At 61.8% G+C, this 25,687-nt stretch carries 19 protein-coding genes; 9 read left to right on the top strand and 10 right to left on the bottom strand.

Annotated features, from left to right (window positions below):
- Positions 1-2: 2 nt before the first annotated feature.
- The 8 genes from OCW50_RS10320 to OCW50_RS10285 all read right to left on the bottom strand — a co-directional run bounded on the left by OCW50_RS10320 (position 3) and on the right by OCW50_RS10285 (position 11,624).
- Positions 3-2,189, bottom strand: coding sequence for a glycosyltransferase family 2 protein (locus tag OCW50_RS10320; RefSeq protein WP_262297431.1), 2,187 nt, complete (start codon positions 2,187-2,189; stop codon positions 3-5).
- A gap of 54 nt (positions 2,190-2,243) precedes the next feature.
- The gene (locus OCW50_RS10315) at positions 2,244-3,005 is read right to left on the bottom strand and encodes a hypothetical protein (protein ID WP_262297430.1); all 762 of its coding nucleotides are present in this window, start codon (positions 3,003-3,005) and stop codon (positions 2,244-2,246) included.
- A complete protein-coding gene (locus tag OCW50_RS10310) occupies positions 3,002-4,288 on the bottom strand; it encodes a glycosyltransferase family 4 protein (protein WP_262297429.1) in 1,287 nt (428 codons plus the stop codon). The genes OCW50_RS10315 and OCW50_RS10310 overlap by 4 nt, the downstream gene beginning before the upstream one ends.
- A gap of 5 nt (positions 4,289-4,293) precedes the next feature.
- Positions 4,294-5,121: a class I SAM-dependent methyltransferase gene (locus OCW50_RS10305; RefSeq protein ID WP_262297428.1), complete on the bottom strand. Its 828-nt coding sequence runs from the start codon at positions 5,119-5,121 to the stop codon at positions 4,294-4,296.
- A complete protein-coding gene (locus OCW50_RS10300; protein WP_262297427.1) occupies positions 5,118-7,109 on the bottom strand; it encodes a glycosyltransferase in 1,992 nt (663 codons plus the stop codon). Before OCW50_RS10300 ends, OCW50_RS10305 begins: the two co-directional genes overlap by 4 nt.
- Positions 7,110-7,428: 319 nt before the next feature.
- A complete protein-coding gene (locus OCW50_RS10295) occupies positions 7,429-8,169 on the bottom strand; it encodes a calcium-binding protein (protein WP_262270807.1) in 741 nt (246 codons plus the stop codon).
- Positions 8,170-8,517: 348 nt separating this feature from the next.
- Positions 8,518-9,906: an HlyD family type I secretion periplasmic adaptor subunit gene (locus tag OCW50_RS10290; protein ID WP_262297426.1), complete on the bottom strand. Its 1,389-nt coding sequence runs from the start codon at positions 9,904-9,906 to the stop codon at positions 8,518-8,520.
- A complete protein-coding gene (locus tag OCW50_RS10285) occupies positions 9,903-11,624 on the bottom strand; it encodes a type I secretion system permease/ATPase (RefSeq protein WP_373371359.1) in 1,722 nt (573 codons plus the stop codon). Before OCW50_RS10285 ends, OCW50_RS10290 begins: the two co-directional genes overlap by 4 nt.
- A gap of 455 nt (positions 11,625-12,079) precedes the next feature.
- On the opposite strand from OCW50_RS10285, the gene OCW50_RS10280 reads away from it, so the two are divergent.
- Positions 12,080-12,505, top strand: coding sequence for a MarR family transcriptional regulator (locus OCW50_RS10280; protein ID WP_262297425.1), 426 nt, complete (start codon positions 12,080-12,082; stop codon positions 12,503-12,505).
- Positions 12,506-12,719: 214 nt separating this feature from the next.
- The gene (locus OCW50_RS10275; protein WP_262297424.1) at positions 12,720-13,412 is read left to right on the top strand and encodes a hypothetical protein; all 693 of its coding nucleotides are present in this window, start codon (positions 12,720-12,722) and stop codon (positions 13,410-13,412) included.
- 21 nt (positions 13,413-13,433) lie between these two features.
- Here the strand turns inward: OCW50_RS10275 and OCW50_RS10270 are convergent, their stop codons facing one another.
- Entirely contained in the window at positions 13,434-14,069 is a 636-nt protein-coding gene (locus OCW50_RS10270) for a GntR family transcriptional regulator (protein ID WP_262297423.1), read from the bottom strand.
- A 204-nt stretch (positions 14,070-14,273) separates the two neighbouring features.
- Between OCW50_RS10270 and OCW50_RS10265 the strand changes: the two genes are divergently transcribed.
- Both OCW50_RS10265 and OCW50_RS10260 read left to right on the top strand, forming a co-directional pair.
- Positions 14,274-15,779 (top strand): M20 family metallopeptidase, encoded by a 1,506-nt coding sequence (locus OCW50_RS10265; RefSeq protein ID WP_262297422.1) that lies wholly within the window; start codon positions 14,274-14,276, stop codon positions 15,777-15,779.
- Between the two features lie 13 nt (positions 15,780-15,792).
- Entirely contained in the window at positions 15,793-16,650 is an 858-nt protein-coding gene (locus tag OCW50_RS10260; RefSeq protein WP_262297421.1) for a transporter substrate-binding domain-containing protein, read from the top strand.
- Positions 16,651-16,719: 69 nt separating this feature from the next.
- Here the strand turns inward: OCW50_RS10260 and OCW50_RS10255 are convergent, their stop codons facing one another.
- Positions 16,720-17,154, bottom strand: coding sequence for a MarR family winged helix-turn-helix transcriptional regulator (locus OCW50_RS10255; protein ID WP_262297420.1), 435 nt, complete (start codon positions 17,152-17,154; stop codon positions 16,720-16,722).
- A 59-nt stretch (positions 17,155-17,213) separates the two neighbouring features.
- Between OCW50_RS10255 and hmgA the strand changes: the two genes are divergently transcribed.
- The 5 genes from hmgA (at position 17,214) to OCW50_RS10230 (ending at position 25,602) form a co-directional block, all read left to right on the top strand.
- Positions 17,214-18,572 (top strand): homogentisate 1,2-dioxygenase, encoded by a 1,359-nt coding sequence (gene hmgA / locus OCW50_RS10250; RefSeq protein ID WP_262297419.1) that lies wholly within the window; start codon positions 17,214-17,216, stop codon positions 18,570-18,572.
- A 628-nt stretch (positions 18,573-19,200) separates the two neighbouring features.
- Complete coding sequence (locus tag OCW50_RS10245; RefSeq protein ID WP_262297418.1) at positions 19,201-19,434, top strand: hypothetical protein; 234 nt, start codon at positions 19,201-19,203, stop codon at positions 19,432-19,434.
- A gap of 776 nt (positions 19,435-20,210) precedes the next feature.
- Positions 20,211-20,873, top strand: coding sequence for a response regulator transcription factor (locus tag OCW50_RS10240; RefSeq protein ID WP_262297417.1), 663 nt, complete (start codon positions 20,211-20,213; stop codon positions 20,871-20,873).
- A complete protein-coding gene (locus OCW50_RS10235) occupies positions 20,870-22,264 on the top strand; it encodes a sensor histidine kinase (RefSeq protein ID WP_262297416.1) in 1,395 nt (464 codons plus the stop codon). The genes OCW50_RS10240 and OCW50_RS10235 overlap by 4 nt, the downstream gene beginning before the upstream one ends.
- Before the next feature lie 626 nt (positions 22,265-22,890).
- Positions 22,891-25,602 carry a cadherin-like domain-containing protein gene (locus OCW50_RS10230; RefSeq protein ID WP_262297415.1) on the top strand — a complete coding sequence of 904 codons (2,712 nt, stop codon included), beginning with the start codon at positions 22,891-22,893 and terminating at the stop codon, positions 25,600-25,602.
- The last annotated feature ends 85 nt before the right edge of the window (positions 25,603-25,687 follow it).

Here is a 25,687-nt window from a genome sequence, read left to right as displayed (position 1 = left end):
CACTACCTCATATTGTTGATGAGGAGCGACCATTTTCGGTCAAAGCTCCAGCGGTCGACTTTCTGAGCCAGGCGGTGCGCCGGGAAGGCCGATGGCCCGACATCGCTGTCGGCCGAAATCATCTCGACATCAGGAAGCCAGACCGCAGGCGTCCCGCCGAGCCTCATCTTAAGGCAGAGGTCGCGCCCCTTCTCGCCAGAACCCAGATAGGAGCGGGTGAAGCCGCCGACTGACGCGACGGATTCGCGCGAGACGATGCAGCACGAGAGCGATCCGGCGATGACCTCCGTCGGCTGCGAGCCGCGCACGACATCGCGCGGGTATCCAATATAGCGGTCGACGAGCTTCTGCTCCTCCTGATCGAGCCACGTTCCCGCGAAGCGGATGGAATTGTCTTCGTAGAGGATTGTGGGGCTGATCAGCGCCTTGCCGCCGCGGTTGCGATAGGCCCGTTCCAGCGATGAGATCCACCCAGCCTGGCGTGGCAGGACCCCGGCGGCGAGAAAGATCAGCGTTTCTGCCTTCGTCGTCTGGATGGCGGCCTCGAACGCGTCGCAGGCATCCTGCACGCCCGTCGCGCCGATCACCCGGACCTTGATTCCGTAGAAGCGCGAGAGCCGTTCCGCTTCCGGGGCTATGCTGTCGAAGGCCTCCAGGGGCACAGCGACGATGATCGGCATCTCCTTCGTCTCTGCGTCCAGGGCGAGCAGGGATAGGGTCACGGCCGCTTCCTCAACATCGCTTCCGGCTCCGATCACCAAGGCGCGGTTGGCCTCTGAATCGTCGAAATCGAAGTCGCGGATTTCCATGACGGCCGGCGCAGGTGCGGCCATGGCCTGCATCATGGGGCCGATATGGCGCTCGATGGCGGCTCCGGCCGCTGCCGTCCGCGGGTCGAGGGGCGAGATGAGCCGTTCGAGGGATCGGCGGGACATGCCGCGAAGCGGCGTGAGAGGATAGAACGCGACGGTATCGCCGACGGCCATCTCGAAATAGACCGGTCCATCCGCGGCCGATTGCGGGCCGGGAACGAAGGCCAGGAAGCCGTGATCGTTGCGGGCCGGGTCGAGACGTCCGGCGAAGAGGTTGTTGTGCTGGAACGCCGATGACACGTCCGATCGGGGGAGGCGGGTCCAGGTCTCGTCGATCCGCTGCTGGATTGCGCCGGCCCGCAAGGTGAGGGAATCCACATGGCCTTCCGGATCGAGCAACCAGCCGGCCACCAGCATCCCGCCGCCTGGAATCTCGGCCGCCATGTCCATGCCGATGCGAACCGGCAACTTGAGGTCCGATACGGTGTCACGCCCGTCGAAGCGTTCTCCGGCCCGCCGAAGTGTCATCATGGTGTCCGGGTTGGCGTTCGCGCGGACGAGACCGTCCCGGATGTGGGCGGGAACATCCGTCGGGGAGAGGAGGACGCGGCGATCGTAGATCTCGAGACTCCGCCACCCATCCCGTCCGCGAAAGAACAGCGTCTTGAGCTTGCCCGGATCAATCGCCGATGCTCCCGTGTCGAGCAGGCCCACAAAGCCCTTGCCTTGCTCCCCAAGGTCGTTGCGGGGGACGGAGGCCGACTTGAAGTCGCCCGCGATCAATCCCTCGTGGGCCGCAAGGACCCGGACCCTGTCGCAAGGCAGATCGGTGGCCCAACCCTGGAGGAACACTTGGCCTGTATCGATCGAGCCGATGACCTCGATCCATCCATCCGTTGGGCCGGCGGCTCCGAGGACCGATATGGCCGCCTCCAACCGCTTCTGACTGGTCTTCCCGCCGATCAGCGCGTGAATGATGCGGTCGATGACAATCGACGACCGATTGCCGGCATCGGCGGAGATGATTGAGATCAACGTGCCAAGTGGGACTGCCGGCTTGATCAGGGTGTAGCGGATAGGCGGTCCGCTGCGCCGCATCACCACGGAGCGCAGGCGAACCTTGGCGGCAAGGCGAATCGGCACGATGGAGACGAAGCCAATCGCGGCATCCGCAGGCGCGTCCCTTCGAGCCCAGCTGACGGTATCAGCCTTCATCGACATGGAAGGATCGCCGTTGAGCAACGTTTCGACCTGATCGGTCATAGCGTCGGCTACGCCGGCAATCAGGGCAAGATCGTCGCCGATCGGAGTGACGAGGGCGCTCTCGCCGTCCAGAGGCAAGTCGCGCATATCTAGAGGTTGCGTGCTGTATTGCATGGGATTCCTGAAATTCCATTCGATGACCGATTTCGCTCGTGCCTCAAGGCGCGGTCACCAAGGAGGATGACGGAGAAGGACGACAAGCGCCGCGACGGCGCTCACGGCGGAAATTCCCCCGAACGCCATCAAGAGCGTGACGGCCCTTTTCATCGGGCGATCGACGGATGATCCAAGGTCATCGATCTGCTTTCCGAAATCTGCCAGCACCCGGTCGAAGCGCATATGGAAGACTTCGATATCGGATATCTTCTTGGCCAGGTCGGATTGATTGGCCCGAACGGCGTCGAGAGCCGCCGCGATGCCATTCTCCTCGCCGACGATCTCGCCGATCTGCGCCGAAGTCCCCCGAAGGCTCTCGACCGCCTCACGTTGCAGAACCTGAGATCGCCTTTGCGCTTCAATGAGCAGGTCGAGCCGGTCGAACACGCGGTTCAGGGGCGCGTTGATCGCGGCCTCGGCCGCGCGCTCGTCCTGACTCGGAGGCTGTAGAACGAGTTCCTCGCCGGTCGAGGGCGAGGTCGCCATGACTGCAAGGCCGGCCGTACCCTGTCCGACGCCGTCGGGCAGCTCGACTTCGAAGGCGTATCCACCGTCGCCGATTCCGTTGCGACGCAGATCGACGCGCGGCATGTCGGCCGTGGCCGACGCGATGCTCGCACCATTCAGGGTGATCCGAATGAGGAGACGTTCCGTCGGGCGTGCGCGATCCCAGACCCATCCGTAGAGGCGCCGCCCTTCGATAGCATCGACGCGGCCCTGAAGTTGCGGGCCCACGGGAACGGTCACGGCGTTCTTCGACTGTGCTGTGCTCATGCGGCGTTCGCCTTCAGTTCGATGATATCGGCACCTTTGAGGAGGCTGCGATAGAGAGAGAGGTGGCATTCCGCGACTTGCGTCATGTCGGCCGGCGGGTTGATCCCCTTCACGAGGCTCTCCCAGAGGCCCGGTGTCTCCATGGCCTGACGCATGGTGCGTGCGAGCACGGATGGATCATCGGGACGGACATGCAGACCGTCGATCCCGTCCCGGACGGCTTCCGCCATTCCGCCTATGCCGCTCGCGATGACGGGGCGCCGATGGGCGAACGCCTCCTGGATCACCAGCGGAGCGTTCTCCCACCAGACCGACGGCACCACGACCCAGTCGACGGCAGCCATGAGGCCAGGAATGTCCTCACGCCCGTAGGGCCCGAGCCTCACAACCTGAGGCTCCGTCTCGTCGAGAAGACTGTCGACCTTCGCGACGAACTCCTTGGCCTGGAAGGGCGCGCCGCCATGCAGGCGAAGCTCGAAGTCACTGACGCCGTCCGCGATGAGACGCTGGGCCGCCTTGAGGAGAACGGGAATGCCCTTCCAAGGGTTGAGGTTGCCGAAATATCCGAATACGGCCCGCCTGCCCGAAGGAGCCGCCCGATGGGGCGTGGGAACGACGGCAGGCCGACCGTTCGGGATGACCTCGATCGAACCGGACGGCACCCCCCAGGCCACAAATCGCTCCTTGAGGAAGCGGCTGGGAGCAACGAACCGGTGAACCTGGTCGAGATGTGTCCGAACATACATCTCTCGCAGGAGAAACCGATCCGCCGAGATGTGCGGGAAGCACCCGTTGCAGCGATGGGGCGTTGCACGGTCGCATCGTTCCTTCCCTGCCGTCCGCATCATCAGCCCGTCATGGGCGCAGATGGGATAGTAGTCGTGGAGCGTCATCACGATGCGAGTGTTCGGAAGAATACGGCGCACGAGTGCGATGAACTCCACCCCGACGAGCAGGACGTGATGGATGTGCACGATGTCAGGACGAAAGTCCTCGAGCAGGCTGACCAGATGAGGCACGACGCCGTAAGCATCGATCTGGCTCAGGTTGAACTGGTCGAAATGACCGCACCACACGACGACTTCGTCCGGGGCTCCACTGGGCGACTGGAAGCTCGTTCCCGGCCTTTGACCACGATGGAGATTGTTCGTGGCCGCCAGGAACAGCGCTTCGACGTCAGGACGCGAGCGGTACTCACGGAAGAGATCATGAGCGAGGATCTCCGTCCCGCCGGGGTGAAAATCCGGGTGATTGTGGGCAACGACCAGAACGCGTGTTGTCACGGGGTCTACTCCGGCTTCACGGCAATGATGACATCCTGGTAGTGATCGCTCGCGATACCGCGCCAATGGCCGAGGCTCAGGCGGCGGATCTGGAGGCCGGCCTTCGTCAGGATGTCCTCGATGATTCCGGCATCGAAGCCGATGGCACCGAGTGGCGCCGAAGGATCGCCGTACCATGTGCCGGGAGTCTTCCCCCGCGTGAAGCGCGGACGGGCTGCCTGCCTGTCCGGGTCTCCTGCGGCGACGACGAAGGCGGTCAGGAACAGGCGTCCGCCGGGTTTCAGCAGGCGCATGACCTCACGCGCGTATGCGGAAATCTCCCCCTCCGGCAGATGAGTCGCCACCGACACCATCGTGACAAAGTCGAACTTCGCGTCGGAAAACGGCAGGACGATCTCATCTCCGGCGATTGCCCCGCCAGGGTTGTACAGCTCGTGAGCGACATCCACGCGGCAGAACCGGAAGTTCGGATAGGACGCGGTAATGTTCTGCACGCACCACTCGATGCCCGCATTGACGGGATCCACGCCCTCGTAGAGAGCTGTCTCCGGATCGAGGTACTGCGTCAGAGGAACGGCCATTCGGCCGATGCCGCATCCGATGTCGAGTACGGATTCGGAAGGCAGAAGTCCGCCGAGGCGAATGAAGTGGCCGAGATACTCGGCGCCGATCGCGCGGTAATCCCCATCACCCACGAAGACGTTCTCCGGCGGCGGAGCCGGAAGGGAATCATTCTGCCTGATTTCTTCCATCAGGCTCTTGAGGCCCAAGTCCATATCCGGAATCGGCTTCGGTGCACGCGAGGCGTTCGTGAGATCGAACTGCGCATTCATAGGGCGGCATTCCTTCCTTTGCGAGGACGTCCTGTCTGCATTGCGGTGATCATGACTTCGCGCCAGCGCTCAGTATGAAGAGCGCAATTGTACTGCCAGGCGATCCCGCGCATGTACTCGGCGTTGAGGGACATCGACTTCCGTTCGAGATGGTAGAGTTCGATGTCGGGGACGTAGCCGATCTTGCGCTCCGTCATGGTTATTTTGAGGCAGAGATCGCTGTCTTCGTAATCTCCGACCACATAGTCCTCCGTGAAGCCCCCGACGGATTCGAATAATGCTCTCGTCGTGACGAGGCAGGCGCCGGTTACGGCCGGTACCACGCGCTCCTCGCAGGCCGGAGCGTAGTCGCGCGGCATGCCCTTGTGAAAATGCTGGTTGAGCCAGTAGCCGCGATGATCCTGCGAGAAGTACATGCCCGCGTGCTGGATCGATCCGTCCTCAAAGAGAAGTTTCGGTCCGACGGCGCCGATACGGCGGCGTCCGTTCAGACGCGAAGCCATGGCTTCCAGCCATCCCGGAGAGACTGGAATGATGTCGGAATTGACCAGTGCCAGAACCTCGCCCTGAGCAACGGACACACCAACATTGTTGGCGCGGGCGTATCCGCCGTTCCTCTCCATGACGACGAGAACGAGGGGAAGACCGTAAATGAGATGAAGGCCGCCCAGGAGATGCTCAACCTCCTGAGCCTGCTCGGGCGAGTCGAGCACATAGACCAGCTCCGCATGTGCACGAATCCATTGATCGGACGCAAAGGCCGCAATCTGGAAGCGAAGAAACTCCAGGTTTCGGTAGAGCGGGATGATCATCGACGCTTTCGGGCGTTGATGAGAGACGCCGATCCTTCGGACCGTGTGGCGCCCGATTCGGTTCTGGACCGCGGCGTGCAGATCGGCGATGGCCGGTCTGAGAACCTGCGTAAGGACGGCCTGGTCGACGTGCTGCGCCGGAACGGCCCGCAAAGCCATCGCGCGAGCCTCGGCGGGATCGGCAGGTTGAGGATGCGGGACAAGAGAATGGCGTGCGCCCGATTTCAGGCGAAGATGAAAGCGCGGTTGAAGGTTCTGCACCGCTCCCGTGCCGGTCGGGGCCAAGACAGCGAAGCCCGTCGCCGCAAGGCGGGACCCTTTCGTCGGCCCGGCGACTTCAACCGGAAAGGTGAACAGATCTCTCGTCAGATCAAGCGGCTCGCCCTCAGGTCCGCTGGCTTCGATCCCTGCGAACAGGTTGACTGGATCACGGTACCAACCGGTCACGAGAGTGCCTGCGGATGTCGCCAGCGCAGAGACGATCTCGGCCGATGGGGCCGTGGGACTGCTCGAAAGCCGGCGGGGGCGCAGAGGCGACCGCAGCTGCAGTTCGAGTGCATAGGCCGGCCCCGCCGCGGAGCGAGCGCCGATCTCCCTTAGCACGTGCTCGCGCAGGCTGGGCGCTGCATGCGCCTGCTCGTGGAACCAGCGTTCGATGGACGGAAGGCGCGCATCCGGCTTGAGCAGGCGTCGGATGGAAAGGCCCCCGGGGCCGATCAGAATGAGGAGAGGATCGTCGGCAGGAATTCGCGCCCGATCGATCAGGAGGTGGATGACCTCCCGGCCATCCTTGACATCGGGAACCCTGTGAGGAGTGCCATGAATGCGCGTCGGTCCATGCCTGCCGAATGTATAGATCGCGTCGATCTTGCCGAAGCCCGCGACGAGCGATGCGCGCGCCAGGAGAAATTCATTGGCGATCTGCGCAACGGCGACGGCCGGTCCGGGGGCCGGAGCCATCTGCGAGAGAATGTCGCCGAGCAGATCGATGAAGGTCCTCTCACGGCGGAGGCGGAACATCGTGCCCCACACGTTGAACAGCGCGGACGCGAGGGCTACGCGACCATGGCTGTCGAGACCGCCGATGATACTATCGACGTCGGCAGGGGGAAGCGCCGCATCGGCATCGATGGTGACGGCCGTTTCAAATCCGCGCGTTTCGAGGCGCACATCCATGTCTGGACATTCGCCGACAGGCCGCTGGAACACCCAGAAGAGGCGTTCTCCTCCGCCGGACAAGGAGAGACGAAGCGACGCGGAGGGCCAAACGTCTTGGCCGTCGCACCTGAGGCTCGACGGGGACCCCCGCTCGCTGCGCGGCATGTCCCAGGTGAGCAGAACAACGTCTCGCCCGAGAGATGCCATCTGCGGGGAGCCAAGGTCACCGGCCGGTGATGTGAGCATGGCAAGATGCGCCATCGCTTCCTGTCTCCATTGGGTTTGGTGGGATGCCGCAGAAGGTTCCGCGGCATCCGTTCGTCAGGGGAGAAGCGGATCAGTGAACCGAGAAGTAATCGCTCGGGTTGCTGTTGATATCGTCGGCGTTCACGTTCACGAGAGTGATCGTGTCGCCATTGCCGAGATCGACAATCGTATTGCTGCCGACCTGGTGGACGCGGCCGGCAAGGTCATCGGCCGATGCGATGTCGGTTCCATTGATCCCCTTGGAGATCTGCAAAATGTCCTGACCGGCTTTGAAGTCGAGGACGACATCGTTGCCGCCGCCGCCGCTGAAGACGAATGTGTCGCCTCCAGCGCCACCATGAAGAACGTCGTCGCCTGCGCCGCCATCCAAGATTTCGTTCCCGGATCCGCCGCGCAGGATGTCGTCACCAGCGCCGCCCTGGAGGATGTCGTCGCCGGAACCGCCTTCCAGGACATCGCTCCCGTCGCCACCGCGCAGAATATCGTTTCCGTTGCCGCCACGGAGATAGTCGTCGCCGCCGCCGCCGAGCAGAACATCGTCGCTGTTGCCGCCGAACAGGATGTCGTTCCCGGCATCACCCTGAAGCACGTCGGCTCCGACGCCGCCGAACAGAACGTCGTCATCGGCGCCACCAGAGATCCAATCGTCTCCGGATCCTCCGAAGAGAACATCGGCTCCCGTTCCACCGGAGAGAGCGTCACTGTCTCCGCCGCCGAGGATCAGGTCGTCGCCGCCATGTCCGAAGATCACGTCCGCGCCTGAGGTGCCATGCAAGGAATCGCTTGAGGCTCCACCGCCAATAGTCGCCATATCTCTCATCCTTATTGTCAGCACCGGGCAAGCCGCGACGCGCCCGGTTGCATGTTCGAGCCAAAATGAAGCGCTTTCTGCGCAAGGAGATTTCCGGGAAATGCCTATGTCGAGAATGTCCCGGCAGACATCAAGTATAGCAATAAGTAGTTATTGTAAATACTAAAGTAGTATTTCGGATTTACGTGCAATTATCGCTAGTTTTAGGACAATATTATTTATGTTTAGTATGATCTTATTTCTTGAATGAAAGGGATCTAGTTCGAAATTCGAACGAAATTTCGGGTGCGGCCTGTCGCTGACTTGCGGCAGGAAACCGCCCAAATGTCGCTCGTGCCGAATGTCGGACTATTCCTCCCTGAAGGCCCGGTCGAAGCTTTCAGTGATGGGAGCCAGCAGGTAATCGATGGCGCGTCTCGGCTTGTTGATGATCAGGACCTCTGCGGGCATTCCGGGGTAAAGGGTCGTGGTGGAATTCGCCTTGAGGCTTTCCGGTTCGATTTCAGCGCGTGCGACGAAGTAGGCATAATTGTTGCGATCGTCCATCTGCTGGTCGGCCGAAAGGTAGGTCAGCTTTCCCGCGAGAGGCGGGGTGCTGCGGCTGTTATAGGCTGTCAGCCGGATTTGGACCGGTGCGCCAACTCGGACAGAATCGACGTCACGCAGGCCGATCTTCGCCTCGACGATCAAGGGCTCGTTCTCGGGTACGATATCGAGAATGGGCTGTCCGGCGCCGATGACGCTGCCGAGGGTATGGGAGCGGATATTCGTCACGATGCCTCTCTCAGGGGAGACGATCTCGATACGCCGCAAGACATCGGTCGCGGCGTCTATCCGTCCGACCGTGTCGGCCAGTTCGAGTTGCGCGGTCTGGATGTCCGAAGCGACCTGCTGCTGAAAGTCGTTGCCGAGAGAAAGAATCTCCAGCTCCGCCGCAGCCTTGGCCTGTTCGGCTTTCGCCTTGCGGGACGCCAGTTCGCCAGCGTTGCCCTGGAGCTGACTTTCTCGTGTCTGCATCTCCGTAAGGCGCGGACGCGGCGCATAGCCCTTTTCGACGAGGCTCGCGATGGCCTTGAGCTCCCGGTCGAGCAGTTCCGATTGGCGGGTATTCGCGTCGGTCTGAGACTTCACGGCCTGGAGTTCCGCCACCTGCTGCTCGATCGTCTTGCGCTGAATATCGACGCGGCGGTCGAACATCTCGCGCCGGGCCCTGAAGACCTTTCGCTCGGCCTTCAGGATCTCCTCTGCCGTCGGCCCACCGGCCTGGATCAGGTTCTCGGGAAAGGTGAGATCCTCCAGCCCGGACTGCTCGGCTCGAAGGCGCACGAGCCTCGCCTCCAGGCCGATCCGCCTGGAGCGCAACTGCTCCAACTCGGCCTTTGCCCGCGTATCGTCGAGGCGGAGGAGCGGCTGCCCGGCCTGCACGATCTCTCCCTCGCGGGCAAGCAGCGTTTTGAGAATCCCGCCTTCGAGATGGCTGATGGTCTTGCGCTTGGAATCGACCACGACTGTGGCGGCTGCAATCGCGGCGCTGTCGAGATGGGCTGAGAAGGCCCACGTGGTGAGGCCTCCGAGACCAAGGAAGATGGTCGCCAGGCCGGCAATCACTGGGCCACGATAGGAAGGTTCGGCAGGATCCCGAGATCGGAAGCGGTCTTTCGCCGTTTCGAGATCCGCGACCATGGTTGGCGTGGGGCGCGATTGTGTCCGCACCATCATGTCTGAACGCTTCTTCATGCGCTTCCCTTCACGGCGGCCATCGGCTTCTCGCCGGGCGTGATTGCGCTGACGACTGAAGTTCGCGGGCCGAATTGGCTGATCCTGCCCTCCTGCAGGACCATGAGCTTGTCGGCGGCCTGCATGACGGAAGGTCGGTGTGCGATCAGGATGATGATCGCTCCATCCGCACGCAGGGTCTCGATCGTCCGTACGAGGGCCCGTTCGCCGTCGGTATCGAGATTGGAGTTTGGTTCGTCGAGAACGATCAGGCGCGGCCTGCCGTAGACTGCCCGTGCGAGCCCGATCCGCTGCCGCTGGCCCCCTGAGAGGGCGTGGCCGCCATCTCCCAGCATCGTATCGTACCCAAGGGGAAGGCGGCCAATCATGTCATGAACGTCGGCGAGGCGGGCCGCTTCCAGCACCAGACGGGGGTCGGCTTCCCGCATGCGGGCGATGTTGTCCCTGATCGTCCCGTCGAGAAGCGACACGCTCTGTGGCAAGTAGCCGACCATGTCGCCGAAGGAACCGCGCTCCCAGAGATAAACGTTGTTGCCGTCGAGATAGACGCCGCCGGATGTCGGCTTGATCACCCCGATCAACGCCCTGGCAAGAGTGGACTTGCCGGCCGCCGAGGGGCCGACGATGCCGAGCACCTCGCCAGGGCGCAGGGTGAACGAGAGCCCTTTGAGCACGGGCACATCTGAGCCGGGAGGGGCAAAGACCAGCCGGTCGACCGTGAGTTCGCCCTGAGTGCGCGGTGTCGGCCTGGTTTCACGCTTGGGGGCTTGATGTTCGAGAAGCGCCTTCACATTCTTCCAGGCCGCCATGGCAAGCACCCATTGTCGCCAGCCGTCGACCATGGAGTCGAAGGGCAGAAGCATGCGACCCATGATAATGCTCGAGGCCACCATCGACCCTGGGCTGACTTCCTGTCGGATGACCAGGATCGCGCCGACCGACAGAACCGCGATCTGCATGACATAGCGGCAGGTCCGGGTGAACGATGCCATGGCTCGGCTGCGCCGTGTCACCACATCGAGAAGGTCCTGCGTGTGCAATTGGGACAGCCGCCAACGCTCCGAGAGGGCCGGAAGCATTCCCATGGCTTCGACCGCCTCAGCATGGCGAAGGGTGCCGCCGATTTCGCTGATGTTGTGCAGAGAGGACTCATTGGCGCGCTTCATGGCTCGGCGCGTCAGAAAATCGGACAGCAGGCTGAGAGAGATGATGATGACGGCCGAAGTCAGGGCGACCAGGCCATAAAGCCAATGGAGGGCAAACAGGACGGCAAGGAAGATGGGTGCCCAAAATGCCTCCAGCGGAACACTGATGGCGTTCCCAACGATAAATGACCGAATGTCGTTGAGATCACGGATCGCTTGACTGGACTTGGAGATTCCCTTCGTGACCGAGGCGGATATGGCGGCCTCCAAGACGGGAAGGTTCAGTTTTCTGATCAGCTTGCTCGCCATGACCTGATAGGTGAGGGCGCGCACATAATCGAGGATGCAATAGATGGCCAGGCCGATGACGGAGACGATGATCAGCATGATCAGCGTGTCCGTGCTTTGACTGTTCACGACACGGTCATGAACCTGCAGCATGAAGAGAGGAACCGTCAGCTGAAGCACGTTGATGATGGCGCTCAGGGCCCCCGCATAGGCGATCCCGCTTGCAAACGCTCTGCGCCCTTGGTGGAGGGTTTCGGCGGCTTCTGGATGGGCCATTTTCGTCATGCAGAAGTGACTCCAAAAGAGGCAATGATGCGGCAGATCTCAATTTTGCCTAAAAGTTATTCGAAGGAATTTATGAATCACTGATGGCAGAACGTCTACCCATAAAGTATGATTCGCCTAACAATAAAAAGGCTCTGGCAGTGGAAACGACAATAAGGTCTGTCCGTTTGTCCAAATAACTTCTTGGATAAAAAGCCAACGCCAAGAGAAATATTAAATTAGTTCGAATTTCGAACTAATTTAATTGAACGATAACGGGGTATAATGTGCAAAATATATCAAACTCCTTGCCTTGGATTGTCGCTCAGGATGAGTCGGAGTCCAAACTTCCGGCAACGTTGCAGGCGCTCCACCGGAGGAATGTCGAGCCGGCGCGCCGCGCGGAGGGCCCTGAGGCTCCTCAGGCAGAGCAGACAGGTATCACCCATATCGAGATCGTCAGGGTTATCGAGAGATTGCATCGGCGTTCGCTCGACCTCGTGCGAGCCGATTTGATTGAAGCCGGCATCGACGACTTGAGTCCGTCCCAGGTGATGATGCTGTTCACCATCGGGTCGAACGAGCTGTCGGTTCGCGACCTGATCGAGCGTGGCTATTATCTCGGCTCGAATGCGTCTTACAGTCTGAAGCGGCTCGTCGAAGCCGAATATGTCATTCGCACAGCCTCGGAGCGGGATCGCCGGTCCGCACGCATCCGTCTGTCGGAGAAAGGGCGGGCCTTGTGCGACCTGATCAGGCGGAACGACAAAGCCTATCAGCAGCTTGTGGCGCGAAACGAGGCGGAGATGCGCGACCTGGAAACCACATTCAGGACGCTGAAGCGCATCGAGCAGACATGGAGCAGCGCCGTTCGCTATCGCGACATGGGCTCGGATGACTGATCGAATTTCGTTGCAGTCGTGCGCTCACCCCGAAGCGCTCTGGAAGCCATGCGCAGCTCTTCGGCAGAGCGGGCTTCCCTGGCTCGATGCGGGGCGTTCCAGCAGCTGATTGAAGAACGCCCCGTCCGAAGACGAGCGGCCGAGGTTCCGGCCGCCGCCGTCGAGGCGGGTGAATGCCGGCAACAGGCGGTGAAGGTGGATAAGGAATGATCCTGTGGTGTTGCAAGAACGGATCGGAACTCGATCGAACTTCATTGAAAATTCGGACCACCTGATCTTCGAGCAGGATTCCGATCGCAAGAAGCTGCTGATCGTCTTCGCATATATCAACCAGACGCTTGGAACGCGGTCGCATTCCAATTTTCTTCGCCATATCGACTGTAAGAAGCTCTTCTTGAATCCGGGTTTGAGCCAGTGGTATCAGACCGGGGTCCCGGGAGTCGCCTCTTCCTATTCGGGGCTTCTCGCGTTCCTCCAGGATGTGAAAACGAGTTTCTACGACCACGAAATCCTGTGTCTGGGACATTCGATGGGAGCATTCCCCGCGTTGGGCATCGGCGTCGGCGTTGGGGCTGATCGCATCTTGGCCTCTGGCCCGGAGATCATCCTGAACACTCCGGGCAGTCTGAGCATCCGTCATTTAGGGAGCACGCCGCTCGAATGCGGGGATCTGACCCCCGTCCTGTCTTCGAACTCCAAGAGCTCAATCACGGTTCTGGTTGGCAAGCAGAATGCATTTGACATGCGCGTCGCGCGCCGACTGGGCGAGTTCCCGCGCACCGAAATCATAGAACTGGGAACGGGACACAATACCTTTCCCTATTTAAAGGATGTCGGGAAGCTCGGGGCCGTGTTGGAAGCGTTTGTCGAGGGTGGGGATCTCAGATCGCTCGTTGCGAACGCATGATTCCCAACGCGCCCCGCCTCTTCATCGCTCTTTCGGCTGGCGGATGTGCCGCGTGATGATGTCTTTGAGCTGCTGAGCGTCTCGCGCGTCAAGGGCCTTGATCATCTGGTGATGCTCTCGGCTCGACTGCTCGACGCGCGCCCGTGTGCTCCATTGACCGGCCAATGCAGAGGACGTCCTGCTGCGGAGATCCGTTACAAGAGTGAGGAGCTCCGGATTTGAGCACAGACTGAGCAGCTCGTGGTGGAAGGCGAGATTGGCTTCGTATTGCTCGAGGACCGTTCCATGGAGAATCAGCTCATCGAACTTCCGGGCAAGCGCTTCTATTCCCCTGATCGCCTCAGGCGTCGCATGGGCCACGATGCTGTCGACAGCGGCTGTTTCAAGAATTACGCGCAGCTCGAGAATATGGGCGGTCTGGTCGCTGTCCGGCAGAACGACATGGTAGCCGCGATTGGGGACATGCTGCACCAGACGCTTCTGCGCAAGATAATCGAGCGCACGCCTTACATCCGGTCGACCGAACCGATAGCGATGTTCGAGATCGATCTGCTTCAACCATGTGCCTGGAGCGAATGTGCCTGCTCTGACGTCGCGAGCGATCAGGTCCGCGACAGTCATCCAAGCCTTCTTTGAGCGAGGTTCTGTTCCAGTCATGTCATGATGTCGCAACGATCGGGTTAGGCATTGCTTCTTCTTTAGGCAGAAAATTCGGCGCCGCCAAACGGATTGTCGCCTCCCCCCTTGCATCCTTGCAACCAGCATGCATGATATTGGTACCAATTTTGGCGGAAATTGTGCCCCTGAGTCGACAAGCAGGAATGCAGCTTCAGGTCGACCATGGGAAGAAGAGGGTGGCGCGTGTCTGGAAAAAACGTCTCGGATGTCTGGGGCCTGGTCGAAGCGAAACGAGGTATCTTTTTTGACCTCAGCGATCGCGTATGGGACATGCCCGAGCTGAACTTTGAAGAGCGCCGCTCCTGTGCCGAGCACATGGCGGTTCTTGAACAGCAGGGTTTTCGCATCGCTCAAAACGTCGCCGGTATCCCGACGGCCGTCATGGGCGAGGCGGGCGAAGGCGGGCCCGTCATCGCCATTCTGGGCGAGTACGATGCCCTGCCAGGCCTCAGCCAAGTCGCAGGACTCGCGGAAAAGAAGCCCGTCACCGAGGGCGGCAATGGACATGGGTGCGGTCATAACCTGCTTGGAAGCGGTTCGTTGATGGCGGCCACGGCTGTGAAGGATTATCTGGAGGCCCATGGCTTGAAGGGGCGCATCCGCTATTACGGCTGCCCGGCCGAGGAAGGTGGGTCTGCCAAGGGATTCATGGTCCGGGCAGGAGTATTCGACGACGTCGATATCGCCATTTCCTGGCATCCGGCGCCCTTTGCAGGTGTGAACAATCCGATCTCGCTGGCATGCAACGAGATCAATTTCCACTTCAGCGGGCGGGCCTCCCATGCGGCAGCGTCGCCGCACCTCGGGCGAAGCGCCCTCGATGCCGTGGAACTCATGAATGTTGGCGTGAACTACATGCGCGAGCATATGCCGAGCACGGCGCGCATCCATTATGCCATTACCGACACCGGAGGTTCGGCGCCGAACGTCGTGCAGGCCAGCGCGACGGTGCGTTACCTGATTCGTGCCCGTGACCTGCCGGAGATGCAAGGATTGCTTCGCCGGGTGAAGAAGATTGCCGAAGGCGCGGCACTCATGACTGAGACGACGGTCCGCAGCGAGATCGTCAGTGGAGATGCCAATCTCGTCGGCAACACGCCGCTCGAGCAGCTCATGCACCGGAACCTGGAGCGTCTCGGCCCCCCCATCTTTGACGATCAGGACAAGGCCTTCGCAGCAGAGATTCAAAAAACTCTGACCGATGAAGACATCAAGTCGTCCTTCGCGCGCTTTGGTCTCAAGCCACGCACGGGCGTCCCTCTCTGCGACACGATCTTCCCGCCCGACAGTGGTGACGGATCTTTCGTGGGATCCACAGATGTTGGGACCGTCAGCTGGGTGGTTCCGACCGTTCAGATGCGCGGTGCCACCTACGCCATAGGCACACCTGGCCATTCCTGGCAGCTCGTAGCGCAGGGAAAAGCGCCTGCGGCTCACAAGGGAATGGAACATGCGGCCAAGGTCATGGCCGGAACGGCGGTCGATCTCTTCCTCACTCCATCGTTGATCGCCGCGGCGAAGGCTGACCTGCGTGAGCGACTAGCCGGCACGCCCTTCGTGAATCCCATTCCGGATGACGTGAACCCGCCTGTCGGCGCAATGGAATTGATGAAGCCTCGGCAGGATGGTTCGTGGCTGCTGTCAAATCCAGCCCGTTCGTTCCACGACAACACACATCTCTACGGCTAACAGAGGGAAGACCATGAAGACAATCGGGAAGATTCTGGCGCTCGCGCTCACCGGCGCGACACTTGTCCTCGGGACGGGTGCGATGGCGCAGGAAAAGACATGGACGAAGGTTCGGATCGCCACGGAGGGGGCCTTCGCGCCTTGGAATCTCACGAAGCCCGATGGAACGCTCGATGGTTTCGAGATCGATCTCTACCAAGATCTGTGCAAGCGTATGAAAGTCGAGTGCACGATCGAGGCTCAGTCCTTCGACGGCATCATACCGGCGCTGAACGCCGGCAAATTCGACGCGATCATGGCCGGAATGTCGGCGACCGCCAAGCGTGAAGAGGTCATGGCCTTCACTCAGCCCTATGGCACCACGGGTCAGACCTTTGCCGTTCTCAAGTCGAGCCCGCTTGCGACCATGCCCCTGAACGGCAAGATCTTTTCATTGGCGACCAATGAAGCAGGAGCCGCCGCCGCGGTGGAGGAACTCAAGCCGATCCTGAAAGGCAAGACGATCGGCGTGCAGGGGTCGTCGATCGCGGCGAATTTTCTCGACAAATACTTGAAGGGCACCGCCGAGATCCGCGAATACAAGACGACCGAGCAACATGATCTCGATCTCACGGCCGGGCGCATCGACGCGATCATGGCGTCGACGGCGTACCTGTCCGGCGCCGCCGCCAAGGTCGGCAACGAGGAGATGACGCTCGTAGGGCCGCGGTTCCAGGGAGGCATGCTCGGTCGCGGCAGCTCGGTCGGCCTGCGCAAGAGCGATCCGGAGCTGAAAGCCATGTTTGACAAGGCCATCACCGAAGCGAAGGCCGATGGAACGATCGAAAAGCTCTCAATGAAATATTTCGGCTTCGACGTCACGCCTCGCTGAACGCGTCAAAGGAGCGCCGTGGTGTCGGAAACCATGGCGCTTCCGACGATGTGCCGCGTTCGACCCGGCTCAGCGCACCCGGAATATGTGCTCGAGCCGCTCCAACACGGTCAGGAGCGGCTCGGCTTGCGTTCCGAGATCGTCCAGAATGCGGCGTTCGAATGCCGCGGCCTTTGGGACGATATCGCGATAGGCCCTCTGACCATCTGCCGTGAGGGTCAGGATCTCCTCCCGTCTGTCCTGTTCACTGCCGCGGCGCTTGAGCCACCGTCTCTCCTCCAGGGTCCGGACGGCCCGGCTGACTTTCGTCTTGTGCATGGACGAGTGTCGACCGATTTCTTTGGCACTGAGCTCCTCGAACTGGCCAAGCGTGGCCAGCACCCGCCATTCCGGGATCGTCAGGTCGTGATGGGGGCCGTAGATGGAGCGGAAGTCCTGCGACACCGCTGAAGCGAGTCGGTTGAGCCGATAAGGAAGGAACCGCTCGAGCTGAAGTTTGGCCATGGCGTTGTTGGTTACAAAAATGACAGTTACAATCGTGACCAATTGTGGAGGTCACGATCATGAATGTCCAGAATCCGTCCTTGCAGAACGAGAGGGCTGATCGGCTGGAGAGCGCCATCCGGCCGGGCTACATGTCGGGCTTCGGCAACGGCTTCGAGACGGAAGCGCTGCCCGGGGCTCTTCCCATCGGCCGGAACTCCCCTCAGAAATGCTCCTACGGCCTCTATGCGGAGCAGCTGTCAGGGTCGCCATTTACGGCCCCTCGCACCACCAACGAGCGTTCTTGGCTCTACCGGATCCGACCAACCGTGACCCATTGGGGCGAGTTCCGGAAGGCAAAGATCGGTCTGTGGCGCACGGCGCCCGCGGTCGAGGTCGAGGTGCCCATCGCGCCCATGCGCTGGAGCCCGATCCCGTTGCCCACAGGGAGCGTATCCTTCCTGGAGGGCATCCACACCATCACCACGGCGGGCGATGCCGGCTCTCAGGCCGGGATGGGGGCCCATGTCTACCTGATCACCCGCTCCATGGAGGACGAATATTTCTACAATGCCGACGGCGAGATGCTGTTCGTGCCGCAACAGGGTAGCATCCGCCTGTGGACGGAGTTCGGCATCATCGACATCGAGCCGGGCGAGATCGCGGTTATCCCGCGAGGCGTGAAGATCCGGGTCGAGCTCTCGCATGGACCGGCGCGGGGATATCTTTGCGAGAATTACGGTGGCGCCTTCACGCTGCCGGAGCGTGGACCCATCGGCGCCAACTGCCTGGCCAACCCCCGCGACTTCCTCACGCCCGTGGCAGCCTACGAGGATAAGGACGTGCCATCCAAGATGTACGTGAAATGGGGAGGGGCGCTCTGGGTCGCGGACATGGACCACTCGCCGCTCGACGTGGTGGCCTGGCACGGCAACTACGCCCCCTACAAATATGATCTTCGGCGCTACTCACCCGTGGGGCCGGTGCTGTACGACCATGCCGACCCATCGATCTTCACCGTCCTGACCTCACCGTCCGAAACACCAGGCACGGCCAACATCGATTTCGTCATTTTCCCGGATCGCTGGCTGGTGGCGGAAAACACGTTCCGCCCGCCGTGGTACCACATGAACGTGATGAGCGAGTTCATGGGTCTGATCTACGGCGTTTACGATGCGAAGACCGGGGGAGGCTTCGTGCCGGGCGGGATATCGCTCCACAATATGATGCTGCCCCATGGGCCGGATGTCGACGCGTTCGAGAAGGCGAGCAACGTAGAACTCAAACCTCATCGGCTGGAAGGCACGATGGCATTCATGTTCGAGACGCGCTTCCCGCAGAAGGTGACTGCCTTCGCGGCCGGCACCGAGGCTCTGCAGAAGGATTACGGTGCCTATGGGCATAAGCTGAAGAAGCACTTCAACCCGAGCCAGAGGTAAGGCCCCGGACCTCGCCGGCCTCGGGCCTGTGATCGAGTCGCAACGTCTTGTCCGCTGACGGAGCACGCGCCCTTCTTGAGGACGTCTGCTCCGGGGGAGCAGACGATCGCCGATCGTTTCATGGTCCCGACCGTGGGCGGGAAGGCTCCCACGGTCGGCTCCAACATGACAGCGCATCGTGCGGACCCAGCGGGCCGCGTCAGCGGCCCGCTGGGTCCGTCCAGAACGATGCGCCGCTCGAGGAAGTGAGCATCGGATCCGACCCCAAACCTGGCTCCACTTTTCACGTCCGAGGCGCCGATCAAGAGAGGGAGCCTCGGATGAATCCCAAAAGTGGTGTCCACTTTTCACGTCCGAGGCTCGAGCCTCATCGGCCATTGATCCTGCGATCATCGCCAGGCTCGAAGCGTCTGTCGCGACCGAGCCGGCCTCCGTTGTCGTCCTGCGTGCCTGCGTCGTCAGCGCCGCGCCCGCGGACACGCATCACTTCCAAGCGATCGTCCGCTCCGCGGGTGCGGGTGCGTGTTTGATGCTGCTCCCGCGTGCGGTCTCTCGACGTCGTCGCGGCTTGCGCGCCATCGTCCGCCCCATGGCCGCGTCGCCCGCCGCCGTCCGCGCGAGATCCCGCTTGATCAGCGCTGCCGCGTCCCGCGCCTCTTCCACCGTCGTCCCCGCCGCGCGCCCCGCGTCCGCTGTCGCCGCCGGAATGTCCGCCCCGGTCATCGCTGCCCTGACCTCCACGTCCGCCGTGGTCGCTGCCTCCGCGATTGCCACCGTGGTCGTCACCTCCGCGGCTTCCGCCGTGATCATCGCCGCCGCGGCTTCCGCCGTGATCGTCACCGCCGCGGGCAAGCGCGGGTGACAGTGTTGCGCTCATGATCGCGGCCGGCATGGCGGCGGTCAGTGACGCCAGAACTGTCCCAAGAGCCAGAATGCTCGTCCTTGTCGCGTTTCGCTTCAACATTGTCTCTTTCCCTTCATCCGAAGCGCAATAGGCGCCGGTGAGAGACAGCATGGGGGAAGCCGGACATACGAAGCTGATAATGCATGTCAGCGAAATATCAGGTGGGACATGCTATGCTGAGTGACTTTGGAAGTTCCCATGATCCGGCGCCACCTCCTCGTCTTCATCGTTGCGGCTTTGGCTGCCGCCGCTGTGCAAACCGGTCACCCAACGACCACGTTCGCCAAAGATGGCGGAGGAGGCGGCGATGGAGGAGGGCATGGCGGCAGCGACAACAGCGGCCGGGGCAGCGACAATAGCGGCCGGGGCAGCGACAACAGCGGTCCTGGCCACGGGTCAGGCGGAGAAGGTCAGGGTCGTGGTGGAGATGACGGCTCCGGTCGTGGACGCGGTCGAGGGCGTGACGATGACGATAACGCGACGTCGCGTGGCTGGGGCAGCACCTCCCCCGAGAGTGCCAGGGAGGCGGTTTCACAGGGATGGGCTCTTGCGTTGAGCGCTGTGCTTCCCATGGTCTCGCGAGCCGTTCCGGGTCAGGTTCTGGAGGTTGATCTGCGCCAATCCTGGACTGGTGAATGGCGTTACGAATTCCTCATTCTCACCCGCGACCGTCGGTATCAGGAGGTCGTCGTCGATGCGCGGAACAGCCAAATCCTCCAAATCAGGAGACGCTGATGAGAATCCTTCTCGTCGAGGATGAACCGGCCATCGCCAGGGACATCCACCATGCTCTGGCCGAAACCGGATATGTGGTCGATATCGCGCGAGATGGCGAGGAAGGATGGTTCCGGGCATCGACCGAGGAGTATGATGCGCTCATCCTCGATCTCGGATTGCCGAAGCTCGACGGCCTCTCCGTGGTCAGGCGATTGCGGGACGAGTCCAGCACGGTTCCGATCCTGGTCCTGACGGCACGAGGATCATGGCTTCAAAGAGTTGAGGGAATTGACGCCGGGGCCGATGACTATCTGACGAAGCCCTTCGAGATGGAGGAACTCCTGGCCCGCTTGGCTGCGCTGCTGCGGCGGGTGGGGCGCCACGTAACACCTCTCATCGAGGTTGGCGCTCTGCATATCGACACGCGGCGTTTGAGGGTCCTGCTTCATGGCAGAGCGATCGAGCTATCGCCGCTTGAATTCCGTCTGCTCAGGTACTTGGCGCACAACCGAGACCGCGTCGTCACCCAGGGTGAACTCGTCGAACATGTCTATGGCTCGGACGAGCCGGAGAGTAACGCCGTCGAGGCTCTCGTAGCCCGCCTGCGTCGCAAAATCGGAGCGAAGGCGATCGGAACTCGACGTGGTCACGGATACATCATGGAGACGCCCGCGTCATGACACGCAATTCGATAAGGCTCCGGCTCCTGTTCGTCGCCGTCATGTCCATCGTCGCAACGATTGCCGTCGCAGGCGCATCGCTGGTTTTCTTCTTCGAGCGACAGGTTCTCCGGTATGTCGAGCAGGATCTCAACATTCACTGGACGGAACTGGCAACGGCCTTCGGCGCGGGAGGCGAGGGTCAGATTGGCGAGAAGCTGACGGATCCCCGCTATCACCAGCCCTATGGCGGAGCTTACTGGCAAGTCTCCGAAGGTGGACGAGCGATCGTGCGGTCGCGTTCTCTATGGGATAAGGAGCTTCCAACGAATGGACATCGAGAAAGCGGTGAACAGGACCGCGCATTCGAGGTCGAAGGGCCCGACGGCTCCGAACTCTACATCATCGAACGGGAGGTCGCGACGGATGGTCCGCAGGGTCCGCGTCGTGTGAGTCTCGCCGTCGCCCTCGATCACGACCAGATCGTAGAACTGCGTCAGGCCTTCGGATGGGATGTGACGCGGGTCCTCATCCCGATTGCCGCCGTGCTCGTCCTTTTCGCATGGCTTCAGCTCTGGCTGGGATTGCGTCCATTGAGGTCGGTCGGACAGGAACTGAACGCAATACGGACCGGTCAGATCCGGCGCATGACCCGACACTTTCCCGACGAACTGTCTCCGCTCGTCGAGAGCATCAACAACCTCCTTGACCGCCAGGAAGATCTCGTCCGCAAGGCGCGCGACCGCGCTGGCGCGCTGGCTCACGGCTTGAAAACGCCTTTGACGATCCTGGGGGGTGAGGTGCGGCGCCTTGAGCAAGCGGGGCTTCAGGAGGCTGCCGAATGCATGCAGGAGCAGCTTCGCTTGATCTACACGCATGTGGAGCGCGAACTCGCGCGGGTTCGCACGAGCGGCACCCCAGCCGCCTGCGGGGCCTATACGCAAGTCGACCAGACCATCGTTCGTCTTCTGCGATTGATGCAGCACATGCCGAGAGGTGAGCGGCTGATTTGGCAGACGGATATCCCAGCCGACGTGGCCATCGATATGGATCCCCACGATTTTGGCGAGGTCATAGGCAATCTGCTCGACAATGCTCGTAAATGGGCGAAAGCCTGCGTCACCATCCAGGTGGAAAGATTGGACGATAAGGCAAGGATCAGTGTCGCGGACGACGGTCCTGGGTTCTCGGGCGATGGACAGGGAGGACGGCCCGAGCGGGGCGTTCCGGGACGATCGGAGCCAGGTTCCAGCGGGATTGGTCTCGGCATCGTCGAGGATATCCTGAACGAGTACGGGATCGATGCAGAGATCGAAAGCAACGGATTCTGCCGCGTCGCTTTCGATGTTCCGTTATGCCGTCCCGGGCAAGTCAAGACCGCACCAAGGAGTGCCGTGCCCATGAGTTCGTAGGATGAGTGCCTGAAGGTTCGCCGGGAGGGACGGCATCCGATGGGGCGATGTTGCGAATGCGTGGACGGCATCATTCCAGGAGGACACCATGACCCGTCGCCGTTTCTGACGGTGAACCGGATCCACTTCACCGAAACAGGCTCAAGACCGCGGATCATTCAGGACCATCGACGACGCAGTCGATCAAGACCGGTGTTAGCGATGTCATGGAGGAGAAGATCGGAATGGCTTGGAACGATGGGCCGGCAGGCATGATCGGCAGCGACAAGCCGACCGGAGTGCAAGCGGACGCTCTCTGGAGTGGAGCAGGGCTGACACCTTCTTCTCGAGACCGGCCGAGGACCCCGCCGCCAAGGGTTCCGGGCGTGATACGATCTCCCGTTCTTCCCTTCGGCAGAAGGACTGAAGTGATCCCTCGGGCAGGATGAAAAAGCCTTCATCGGAATTCAGTCGTCCCATGCGAGGCCGAGGAGCTGCAAGACGGGCAGGATTAGAGTCATATTTTTCGTGTCCTGGACAGGGCCCGGCGACAAGCCTGCGGCCAGGATGCCTAACCTTGAGATTTCCTTCCGGTAGGAATGAACGTTCGAAAGAGCTATCATTCCTTGGAACACAAGGGTTCAGCTGTGTACCAGTCTCGGGACGGCGCCAGTGTTTTCGACATCTGGGTCGACGCCGCCGAGGCGTCGGAGAGCCGCGCTGACTCTGACGCATCCGTTGTCTTTCCGGATAAGGATCTCCTGTTTACTGCAGATTTCAAGCGATCTGGGGCCGATCTTCTGCTGGCGAGGCCTGACGCGACGGCGGTCATTCTCGACTATTTCAGCGGGGACAGACGCCTGAACATCACGACGCCCGAGGGAGCGAGCCTCACAGCAGAGACCATCGCGTTGCTCGCAGGAGCGGATCTGCGGGGACAATATGCCCAGCTCTCCGGTGCTCCTGCCGGGCGCGCGCCGATCGGGCGGGTCGAGAAGGTGTCGGGGACCGCGACGGTCCTGCGAAATGGCGTGTCGGTCGACCTGCAGGTCGGCGACGCGGTCGCCAAAGGCGATGTCGTTCAGACCGGATCGTCGTCCTCGTTGACGATCAAGTTCAACGACGGGACGGTGTTCAACCTGTCCGCCAGCGCCCGGATGGTGCTGAACGATATGGTCTACGCTGCCGATTCGAGCTCGAATTCGGCGCTGTTCACCCTCGTTCAAGGTCTGATCGGATTTGTCGCGGGCCGGATCGCCAAGACAGGGGATCTCAAGGTCGATACTCCCGTCGCCACCATGGCCATCAGGGGAACCGCCGTACAGGCAGAGGTCGCCGCCGTCAGTGGTGCGACGCGGTTCTCGCTGCTGACCGAGCCGGACGGAACCGTCGGTTCCTTCCTCCTGCTCGACAAGGCTGACCCGTCGCAGGTGATCACCGCGATGTCGGACGCCCGCACGTCGACGCTTTTGACTCCCGTCGCCGGCTCCGAACCGCGGGTGACGCAGATCACGAAAACGGGCGACGACATCCGTGGCGAAAGCGACTTTGTCCGGGATCTCTTTCAGGTGTTCTCCCAGGAGCCGCGACAGAGGAGGGGCAGCAGCGATTTCGAGGATGCGCCGATCGTTCCGGTGAACCTGCCCCAACCGGTCGAAACCCCCGACCCGTCGCAGTTCAGCGTCATCACCCCATCCGGCACGGGACGCGCGCCGCCCTCCAACCTGATCATTCCCGCGATCATCACGTCTCCTGCCGAGGTTCTCGGACGGGCAATCGAGGATGGACCGCTTGCCCGGCTTGACGCATTGCCCGACACTCTGATGCGGGACGAGGCGGGGCGCTCCGTGTTGATCGTACCGGCCACGCTGCCTGCGGGCGTGCGATTTCTCGCCGGTTCGCAGAGTTTTTCTCTCAATCCGTCGCACCCGGCCTATCAGCATCTGGGAGAGGGCGAATCCCAGGTCGTCACCATCGATTATATCTTGCAGATCGACGAGAACGTCCGCATTCCGGCTTCGGTGTCCTGGACCGTCATCGGGCGAAACGACGCTCCCAATGCCGCGAGCGACAGCATTCTCGATGCCGCAGAGGCCGGACAACGGATCCTGCCCGTGCGCGCGAACGACCGTGATGTGGACGGCAATGCGATCCATATCACGAACTGGACCGCCCCGCTCGAGGGATCGGTCTTCCGAAACCCGTCCGGAGATCTCGTTTTCGATCCGGGAACGGAATTCGAGGCCCTCAGCGCGGGTGAGACCGCGACGGTGACATTCACCTATACGATCTCCGACGGGAAGGGAGGCAGCGACACGGCGGACGTCACCGTGCAGGTGCGCGGCACCGGAACGTTTTCGGCGCCTCATGTGTCCGCTTCGAGCGGTGACACCCTGGGTTTCAACAGCCAGCCGGTCTCTCTCACCATCGATGCGCCGTCGGCAACGACGACTGCAACGGCGGACCTCGATCTCGTCATTGGTCTGGGGCCGATTCTGCAGCCTCAGATGAACGTGCTCTACCTGATCGACATCTCGGGAAGCACGTCGGATCCGTTCCAGGGAGCGCCGGTCGGCGATCTCAATGGCGACGGGCGCGCCGATACGGTTCTGGATGCGGAAATCGCCAGTCTGATCGCGCTGACCGAGCGCATCAGAGGACTGGGCTTTTCCCCAGCCGACGTCACGGTGACGGTGATCCCGTTCAATGGCAGCGCCGACCCGGCCGAAGCCTCGGCAGGAGGAATCGTGAACGCCATGACGTTCAGCCTCGGCGTCGCGGGCGAAGGCGCGATCGCCAGCCATCTGAGAGGGTTGAACGCAGGAGGCGGCACGAATTTCGCGGACGCGCTGCGGGCAGCCAACGAACGGCTGCAGGACTTGGACCAGGGCGGAGAGAAGAATTTTCTCTACTTCCTCTCCGATGGCAACGGGCAAGGCCCGGTCAACGGGGAGCTCGCCACGTTGAACGACGTTCATGAGGCGCGGATCACGGCCCTTGGCGTCGGCGCCGACGCGAGCCTGTCCCAGCTGAACGTGATCGACAATACGGGCGGGGCCTCGCGTCTGACGTCGCCGGACCAGATCGATGTCTCCGTCCTGGGAGCACCGCTCCCGAGCGGGGCCGTCACAGATCTCGACATCTTCGTGAACGGAACGGAGATTCCGGAGTTCGGTCCCGAAGACCTCACCGCAACAGCGAGCGGGTATGTCCTCGATGCTTCCATCGGCGGCCTGAGGCGGCTGGTGGGCGATGGGAACACGGTGTCGGCCATCGTCACCTTCGCCAGCGGCGAGGTCCTGACGACGGAGCTGACGATCGCGGGCGCTCTCCCCCGTTCCACGGACCTCATCCTGTGAGGGATCCATGACCCGACCGGCGTGCCGCTTCATTCCCGGCCACAGGCTGTCGGGCGCAAGCGTCCAAGGGAATGGGGCCGCCGGA

The organism is Microvirga sesbaniae, from assembly GCF_025460805.1.
Classification (GTDB): Bacteria; Pseudomonadota; Alphaproteobacteria; order Rhizobiales; family Beijerinckiaceae; genus Microvirga; species Microvirga sesbaniae.
The sequence above is the reverse complement of the archived record's forward strand: the minus strand, read 5'-3'. Positions and strand labels throughout refer to the sequence as shown.